The sequence below is a fragment of the Desulfolithobacter sp. genome (assembly GCF_054025815.1).
Genome location: NZ_JBPMMS010000026.1, coordinates 62,290 through 70,713 on the forward strand (window position 1 = coordinate 62,290; position 8,424 = coordinate 70,713).

The following is an 8,424-nucleotide window of genomic DNA, read 5'->3' on the forward strand; positions in this document are numbered from 1 at the left end:
AATCTTTCGATGACCCAGCCCGACGGACAACACCCAAACGATCTGGACCGGTTCGGCAAAATCGTTATCTCGCATCCTCCGGAACAGCCACGGAAAAAGGCCGCTGCCCGGAAGAAGACCGCAAGGAAAACCGGTCAGCGGCCCAGGGGGGCGCAGGGACCGGGGCCTGTACGGCAAAAAAAGAGCCGTCGGCCCCTGGTGTCGCGCAGGTTTGTGTTCTCTCTCCTGCCTTTTTTGCTGGTCGGGTCCTATTTTGCCGCGGTTCTGTATGGTATTCCGGCCCTGGTCGAGGGTCCCCTGGCCGGGAAACTGGCTGCGGCCCTGGGGCGTCCGGTCCGGATCGGCCAGGTGGTGGTCTCCCCCCTGGACTGGAAGGTGCAGATGTCCGGTATCATCGTTGGCTCGGCCCGGGGGGAGCTGCCCTATCTGTTGAAGCTGGATTCGCTCCAGTGCCGGCCAAGTGCCAGTTTGCGCACCGGAAAAATTATCCTGCACGATCTTTTCCTGGACGGTCCGGATCTGCAGCTGGTCCGCTACCGGGAAGGGGAGTACAACCTCGGCGATCTTGTTCCGGCACTGCGCGGACTTCAGGGACGTGGCTGGCTGGCCGCAGTCAGTCTGGACAGGATCCAGGTCAGGAACGGCCGGCTGACCCTGGACGACCGACCGGTTCAGGCTCGCCACCGGGTACGTGACCTGCAGATTCTCCTGCCTCTGGGAAGTGGCGGCGGACAGGAAATGGTGCTGCGCGCCGTGGTCAATGACAGCCCCGTGGAGATCACCGGTTTGCTGGACGGGAATGGTGGAGAGGGCAGAGGTAACCGGTTACGTCTTGGCCTCCATGGGCTGGAACTCAGGTCCTATGCCGGCTATATTCCCGGTCTGCAGCAGGTTTTCGCCGTGGAGGAGGGCAGTGCGGATCTGGATGTGGAGATGGTACTTGCGGGTGGAGTTTTTCCCGGGAAGTCCCTGTCCCTGGAAGGCGATCTTGTGCTGCGAAATGTCCGGGCTACCAGTCGTGACAATATGGTTGCCCTGGAACTTCCGGGCGGCCGGGTGACCTTTTCCGTACAGCCTCTGGCCGGGGCCTTTTCCTTTGAAGAGATGGTTTTCCGGCAGGGAACGCTTCGCTATCAGGGTAGTGATCTGACGCCGCTTATTGGCTCTCTTGGCCAACTGGTGGCCAACCCGGCCCTTAAACTGCAGGTGGACCGGCTGCTGGTGGAGGAGGGCACCCTTTGGCTGCAACCAGGAGAGGGGGCTGGATCAGCATCACCCTGGGAAGCTGTCCGGTTGCAGCTTACTGGCTGGCGGAGCAGGGCTGCGCTTCCGGACGGGAGAAGAGAAACGGCCGGCGTGCTGCGCCTGAGTGCCGAGCAGAAAAAAGAGAAAAAGAGTTTTTCCTTCCAGGGAACGCTAGATCAGGAGCTTTTCTTTGCCGGTGAAGCCGATTTTGCGAACGTGGATGGTGGCTGGCTTCTCGGGCTGCTCCGGTCCGGGAACAGGGTGAACGCTGCCAGTGGGCAGGGTGACTTCAGCGGCAAGGTCAGTTACCGGGGGACACCCGGCTCCCGGGTCGGGCTTGAGCTGAAAAAGGGCAGCCTGGAGTTACGTGATTTTCAACTGGTGCACGGGAATGAAAATGTTCTCTCCGGCCGGAAGCTGGTGTGCGAGGATTTGCAGGCGGACGGTCAGGTGGGTTGCGCAAAGATGACTCTTACCGGCGCAGATATCAATGCGACCGCTTTTCTCGCCCTCCTGGGCGGAGAGGATAAAGGGGAAGGGGCCTTTTGGCAGATGGACGAGCTGGCGGTCGATGACTCACGGCTCAATTTGCGTCTGCCCGTTCCAGGTGACCGGGACAAGACATATCCTCTGACCATTTCCAGGCTGATGCTGCAGGCAACCGGCCTGCTGGATCCGCAACGGGACCGGGACAACATTATTCTGAGCGGTATTGTCGGTCGCAGGGGTGAGCTGCGCATGGGCGGTGTTGTCTCCCTGGCACCGGCCCGGACGACGGCCCGGTTGCAGGTTTCCCTGCGCAACCTCTCTCTGGATGAACTCCGGCCGTTGATCCGTCCCTGGTTTCTGCCGGATAAGGTTTCCGGTCAGCTGCATCTGCGCGGTTCACTTTCCTGGCCCGGGAAGAAGTATGAGGGGATTATCTGGCTGGAGAAGGTCGCTGCCGCGGACAGGGATGGTCTGCCTCTGCTCAGTTGGGACCGGGGCGTCCTGCAGGGGGTTCAGCTCTCATTTGCTCCTTTTGGTCTCAGTGTGGAGAATGTCCGGTTGCAGCGGCCGCGGCTGCTGGCCGGCAATGGTCCGGCCGGGCTGGTCCGCTTTATCAATCCCCGCTGGGATATTGGCTATCTTCCCGTGTCCATCGGCCGGTTGTCGGTGGAGAACGGAACCTTCCAGTCCGGCCGGCCGGCCCTGTTTCCCGATTATGTTCCCGAGCTGACCGGATTGCAGGGAACCGTGACCTCCATCCGTCATGACGGTGTGTTTCCCTTTACCTTCAGTGGTCAACTGGAGGAGGCCAGGGTCGAGGTGACCGGATCGGCAACCCTTGGCAGTACCGGGGAGTATCACGTCTCGGTGTCGGATTTTCCCCTGTATGGATTTACCGATTTTTTCACCTCCAGCCTCGGAGCCGAGGTGCGCCTGGCCATGGCTGACTGGACAGTGGAGGGTGATGGGGAGGGGAGAGTGGCCACGGTGCACCTTGAGGGGGTGCGGGTATTGCCCGATTCGCGATACGGGCTGATCTTTGCCCTGCTCCTGGATCAGCAGGGCTCCCTGGAACTGGAGCTCGGGCCCCTCAAGGACCGGGATGAGCTCTTGTTCCCGCTGGTTCGCCAGCATCTGCACCGTTTGCTGCTCCAGGCGGTTATCTCGCCGTGGCTGATTGTGGAGAACGAATTTCCCGGCCTGCGCCTGGAGCGGGAGATCGTTTTCCCGCCGGCCCGGGCGGACATGGACGTTCCTGATCCCGGCGATTATGTTCAGCTGCTTGAAAAGCGGCCCCTGCTTGGGCTGCGGATTACTGGCGGCTATGATCCGGAAACGGATCTCTATGGCCTGCAGGAGCGTCTGCAGGAACAGGCGGATCAGGAATGGCAGGAGGAAAACAGGCGGCGTGAACTTCTGCGCCTGCAGTGGCTGGCCCGGGAGAAAGAGGCCATAGCCGCCATCGGCAAGACCGGCCAGGTCCAGGAAGAGCTTATTGAACCGGACTGGAAGGAGCATGATCTCCAGCCCCTGCCCCGACCCGTGGTCCAGGTCGATCCGGAGAAACTTGTCGAGCTGGCCCGGAAAAGGGCCCGGAGCGTGGCAGCCTGCCTGGTGGAAAAGGCGGGCCTGTCTGGTGAGCGGCTGCTTGTCGACGACCAGATTCTCCAGAGCGGGGCCGTGGTCAAGATTGGTCTTGTGCCGATGATCAGGTGAGTCGTCCGGCCCTCATCGGAAAAAATGAAAAATGTTCCCGTACCATGGCGCTCGGGTCAACCTGTGCAAGTATTCACCATATTCCAGAACCTTGTAACAAGAAATGCTCAGGCCACCCCACAGTAGATACAACAGGCTGTATGTCTATTATTTCGACAGGAAGGAACTGCCTCCGATCGATGATCCCGACCTGATCGGGACCTGGATCGAGGATGACAATGCGCTGCTCTTTTTCCACCGTGACCGGTGTGATCTGGTCCGGGAAATCTGTGCCCGGACCGGGGCGTCGCTTATCTATGAGGCTGATCTGGATTACCCGGACTGGGAGGCAGGGGTGGAGATAACCTCTTTTACCACCCGGACCCTGACGGTCCGGCCGGTGTGGGAGGAAGGTGGCAATCGGCAAAGCCGCCGGGAAATCATCCTTGATCCGTCGGTTATCTTTGGCAGCGGATTTCATGCCACCACCCGGCTCTGCCTGGAAACCCTGGAACTGGTTCTTCTGGAATCGGGCCGCAGGATCCGCTCCATGATTGATCTGGGCACAGGGACCGGTCTGTTGGCCATTGCCGCGGCCAGGCTGGGGGTGGAGCAGGTGCTGGCCATTGACAACAATCCCTTTGCCTGCGAGGTGGCCCGTCAAAACGTCCGGCTCAACGGCTGTGAGGACCGGGTCCGGGTGCTCCAGATGGATCTCATGGCCGGGCTTCCTGATACCGGTTGCGATCTTGTGGTGACCAACCTCTATAAGGGGCTGCTGGTCCGTCTTTTCGAGGATCCCTCTTTCTGGCGCGGTTCCATGTATCTGGTCTCGGGATTTATTGCCGGCATGGAGGCGGAGCTTCTTGCGGCCCTGCCCCCCGACAACATCCAGATGCTGCATCGGGGCAGTCGGGAGCAGTGGCGGTTGTGGCTGCTCCAGTACAATGGTGCCGGGCCGGAGAGATGAGCGGCCCTGCATCTGCAGTGCTGGTCAGGTGGCTCGGTCTCCTTTCGGTGGCGACCTTTGCTGTAAGCCTGGTACTGATCCCCTGGCTGATAGCCCGGCTGCCCGAGGATTATTTTATCCGGCACCGTCGCAGGGCGGAAGAGCGCCGCCGGCTCCATCCTGCCCTGACGATTTTGTTTTTGTTTGTGAAAAATTGTCTGGGTCTGGCCCTGCTGGCAGCCGGTCTGACCATGCTTGTTCTTCCAGGCCAGGGGCTTCTGACCATGGTCCTGGGCTTGTCGCTGATGGATTTCCCGGGGAAGAAACGCCTCGTTGGCTGGTGTCTTGGAAACAGACAGGTCCGGGACGGTCTCAACTGGATCCGCAGAAAGACAGGTCGGCCGGAGTTTGTGTTTGACGTCCAGGAGACGTAATGACCTCTCAAGCTCTCCTGGCACTGATCGAGGAATTGTCCTGTGCTCTATCCCTTTGATCATGACCGGTTTCGCGACCGGATTCTCCACTGGTTTGCCGGGAACCAGCGTGATCTGCCCTGGCGGCAGACCTATGAACCGTACCATGTCTGGGTGGCGGAGATAATGGGGCAACAGACAAGGCTTGAGCGGGCAGCCGAGTATTTTTGTCGCTGGATAAAACTGTTTCCCGACATCCGGGCTGTGTCCGATGCTTCGGAACAGGAAATACTCAAGGCCTGGGAAGGGCTTGGTTATTACCGCCGGGCCCGGAATCTCCAGCGGGCGGCCCGGCAACTTCTGGCCGATCATGGCGGGAAGATTCCCGCAGATTACCAGGCTCTGCTTGCCTTGCCGGGAATAGGACCCTACACGGCCTCTGCCATTGTCTCCATTGCCTTTAACGAGTCCCGGCCGGTGCTGGATGCCAATGTCAGCCGGGTCCTGGCCCGGATGGCTGATATAGATCAGCCTGTGCGGTGCCAGGCCGTGCAAAAGGCGCTCAACAGGCTGCTCTGGGAGCTTGTGCCCGCTGACGGGGGGCGTGATTTCAACCAGGCCCTGATGGAGCTTGGTGCCCTTGTCTGTACACCGGCAAAACCGGACTGTGACCAATGTCCGGTCAGCGGGATGTGCCGGGCGAGACGGGTGGACAGCGTTGATTTGCGTCCGGTGACCGGCAGAAAGGTCGGCAGGATCAGGATAGAGATGGCCTGTGGCATCATTCTCCGGGAGGGCCGGATTTTTATCCAGCAACGGTTGGATGATGATGTCTGGGGTGGATTATGGGAATTTCCCGGCGGTCGTCTACGGGACGGGGAAGATCCGGAGGCTGCGGCCCGGCGGGAAATCCTGGAAGAAACCGAGTTCCAGGTGGGACCTCTGTACCATGTTGCCACGGTACAGCATGCCTTTACCCGCTACCAGGTGACCCTGCATGGTTTTCTCTGCCAGTTGACATCTTCCTCTGCTGCTCCTGTGCTCAACGCTGCCCAGGAATTTTTCTGGATCAGGCCTGCTGAGCTGAGTTGCTATGCCTTTCCTGCCGGGCATCGGCAACTGATCGAGCAGATGGAAGACAGGGCATGGGACCTGGACTTTTTTTCAAAAAATCAGAAAAATGGGTAAATCTACCTATTTTTTTTTGTTGCTCTGTGGGTAATACTGGTGCGCTCTGGCTGTGCAGGATAAAAATTCCGAAAAATCGGAAATGTTTTGGCAAAACCAGGGCACCATGCTATGATATTGGAAAATTCTCCTAAAACATCACGATTCTTAGAAACCCAGGGCCGTAATCCTACTGTGTCAAACACTGCGACAGAGCTGCAAAAGACCCGCGACGAGGTCAACCGTCTTGTACATAACTGGCAGACATTGCTCGAGGTCATGCCGGAAATGGTGTTTCTTGTGCGCGATGATTTTGTTATCGAGTACATGAACCGCAGTGCCAGGGCCTGTTTCGGTGATCTCTGCTCCCAGTCCTGCTGTGATGACCTGCGCCAGATCTGCGCCGACTGCAGGATATTTACACCTGATGAATCAGACGCCGTGCCTGGCACCATTGCGCACAGTCTGACCGAGGCCACGGTCAGGGGGATCCCGGTTGAATACTCGGCAGTGCCGTTTATCGGCTATACCGGTGAACAACTGGTCATGATTGTCATGCGCGATATTTCCCAGCGCAAGCTGCATGAACAGGAGATCAGCGATTTCAATACCAATATCGAAAAGATCCTGGAGCAGAAGATCGCCGAGCTTCAGGAAAGCGAAGCGCTCCGCCGCCGTCTTTCCCGCCAGGTCAATAGCCTGAAAAATCAGCTTGGCTTTCATCACCGGGCCGACAAGATGGTTGGGTCCAGCAGGGCCATGCGTGAGCTGCGGGAGATGGTCCACCAGGTGGCCAGGTCCGACGCCACCATCCTGATCACCGGCGAGTCCGGAACCGGCAAGGAGCTGGTGGCCAATCTGATCAAGGAGACCAGTAACCGGGCAGACAAGCCTTTCCTGAAGATCAACTGCAACGCCATCAATGATTCCATCCTCGAGAGTGATCTGTTCGGGTACGAAAAAGGCTCCTTTACCGGGGCCACAAGCCGGAAAAAGGGTAAGTTCGAGATTGTCAATGGCGGGACCATCTTTCTCGACGAGATAGGGGATATCAGCTCCAGGATGCAGGCCTCTCTCCTGCGGGTTCTGCAGAACGGCGAGATCATCCGTGTGGGCGGTACCGAGCCGGTGAAGGTGGATGTCCGGGTGATTGCCGCCACCAACGTTGATCTGGCCAGGGCGGTCCAGGAGAAGAAGTTCCGGCTTGACCTCTATTACCGGCTCAATATCATCAATATTCATATTCCTCCGCTGCGGGAGCGACGGGAGGATATCGTCGATCTTGTCTCTCATTTTGTCAATCATTACCGGGAAGCCTTCAAGAAGGATATCGACTTTGTTCCCAAGTCGATCATCAACCGGCTCCTGCTTCACGATTGGCCTGGCAATGTCCGGGAGCTGGAAAACCTGATCCAGCGGGCCGTGCTCATGGCCAAGGGCAAGATGATCACCGAGGAAGACCTGTTTTTTGATCAGAACATGGCCTTTATGGAAGGGGAAAACCGCGGCCTTGACGTCCGGAGCCGGATCGGTTCCCAGCCGCTGAAGTCCATCCTGGCCGAATTCGAGCGCGAAGTCATCGAGCAGGCCCTGCGCAAGTTCAAGGGTAATGTCTCCCGGGCAGCCACCGAGCTCAAGGTGGGCAAGACCGCCCTGTATGACAAGATGAAACGCTATGGTATCTCCGCCAAGGCGATCAAGAAAGGAGCCGTCTGACTTCAACCCCTTCTCACTTTTTTCTCATCTCCAGTCTGGTTGACCCGATCGTTTTCTTTCTTGGGCCTGTTTTTTGCATGTCATCAAGTTTGTAAGCTGGTTTCCGATTTTTTCTGTTGAGGCCTGGAACGCCCTGATGGCGAGAATGAAGAAATAAGGGAGGGGCAACGTAATATGGCAACCAAGGCGCAAAAAATGAGTTGTGAACAGGCATGTCCGCACTGGTCTCCCGGGTCCATGAGTTGCCTGCTGAGCCGTGGAGGCCTGTATCTGCCGGTTTCTGACCATATTGCGGCCTATTGCCGGACCGAAAACTATCTCGCCTGTCCCCAGTTTGTCAGTGGCGGGCTGGTGGTGGAGTCTGCGGCCAGCGGCTCGGTCGATACCGGGGCGGAGAGGAGGATGTATGCCCGTATTCCCGGCCGTTTCCTGCTCCGTTTAGGTCTTCGGAGCGACAGTGATTTCATGAATGAGGTCATCGATGATACGGCCTGCACCGTGGATATCAGCCTCGGTGGGTTGCGGGTAGAGAGCTACCGGGAGCTGCCGGTGGACAGCCTGGTGACCTTTTCGCTCAATGGAGATTTTTCCGGAGAGCCGGTCAAGGGGGTAGGCCGGGTTGCCTGGTGCCGCTCTCTGGAGCAGGCCCCCCTGTATCACGCCGGGCTCGCCTTTGAAGACGTCCGCCTGGCCTCCATGCTGGAAAAACGTCTCGGGGTTTCTTCTTCCTGATTCCGTTTTTCCGGAAAT

Annotated in this window: 6 protein-coding genes; all 6 read left to right on the top strand. The window is 58.5% G+C overall.

Translation table 11 applies throughout. The features are described from left to right. The first annotated feature begins 9 nt into the window (after positions 1–9). The 6 genes from ACXJJY_RS07340 (at position 10) to ACXJJY_RS07365 (ending at position 8,406) form a co-directional block, all read left to right on the top strand. Entirely contained in the window at positions 10–3,450 is a 3,441-nt protein-coding gene (locus ACXJJY_RS07340; protein ID WP_456386465.1) for a DUF748 domain-containing protein, read from the top strand. Positions 3,451–3,553: 103 nt separating this feature from the next. Beyond that, positions 3,554–4,399, top strand: coding sequence for a 50S ribosomal protein L11 methyltransferase (locus ACXJJY_RS07345; RefSeq protein WP_456386467.1), 846 nt, complete (start codon positions 3,554–3,556; stop codon positions 4,397–4,399). After that, positions 4,396–4,812 carry a PGPGW domain-containing protein gene (locus ACXJJY_RS07350; RefSeq protein ID WP_456386469.1) on the top strand — a complete coding sequence of 139 codons (417 nt, stop codon included), beginning with the start codon at positions 4,396–4,398 and terminating at the stop codon, positions 4,810–4,812. The genes ACXJJY_RS07345 and ACXJJY_RS07350 overlap by 4 nt, the downstream gene beginning before the upstream one ends. Positions 4,813–4,854: 42 nt before the next feature. Next, positions 4,855–5,979, top strand: a complete 1,125-nt coding sequence (gene mutY / locus ACXJJY_RS07355; RefSeq protein ID WP_456386471.1) for an A/G-specific adenine glycosylase — start codon at positions 4,855–4,857, stop codon at positions 5,977–5,979. A gap of 174 nt (positions 5,980–6,153) precedes the next feature. Then, positions 6,154–7,674 carry a sigma-54 interaction domain-containing protein gene (locus ACXJJY_RS07360; RefSeq protein ID WP_456386473.1) on the top strand — a complete coding sequence of 507 codons (1,521 nt, stop codon included), beginning with the start codon at positions 6,154–6,156 and terminating at the stop codon, positions 7,672–7,674. A gap of 195 nt (positions 7,675–7,869) precedes the next feature. Then, positions 7,870–8,406, top strand: a complete 537-nt coding sequence (locus ACXJJY_RS07365) for a PilZ domain-containing protein (RefSeq protein WP_456386475.1) — start codon at positions 7,870–7,872, stop codon at positions 8,404–8,406. Positions 8,407–8,424 lie beyond the last annotated feature (18 nt).